Source organism: Flavobacterium sp. NKUCC04_CG (assembly GCF_019345525.1).
Lineage (GTDB): Bacteria > Bacteroidota > Bacteroidia > Flavobacteriales > Flavobacteriaceae > Flavobacterium.
The window spans coordinates 1-262 of sequence record NZ_JAHKRA010000072.1 but is presented as its reverse complement, the minus strand read 5'-3'; the positions used below and the strand labels follow the sequence as shown (position 1 = coordinate 262).

Sequence of the window (262 nt, the reverse complement as noted above, 5' to 3'; positions counted from 1 at the left end):
CTACAAATCGGAAAACAACTCAGAAGTTGTGATTGATGTGGTTGGTGATGTGAGTTCAAACTTTGACAGCATTGCGAACAACCCGGCTGTTTTAGAAAAACTAAAATCGATTATCAAATCCTCTGAGGGACCGGTTACTTTTGACGGAACAGCGTTCAAGTATAGCGATAACGAGGGGAACTCCCAAACCTTAACTCTTGCTGAATTGGTTAAAAACAACGAAACCCTAACAACTTTAACCAAGGGGAATGCGGGTACCTAT

The 262-nt window shown here is 41.6% G+C and carries 1 pseudogene; it reads left to right on the top strand.

Annotated features, from left to right (window positions below):
- Positions 1-262 (top strand): annotated as a pseudogene (locus KO524_RS15265) (hypothetical protein); the annotation flags it as partial.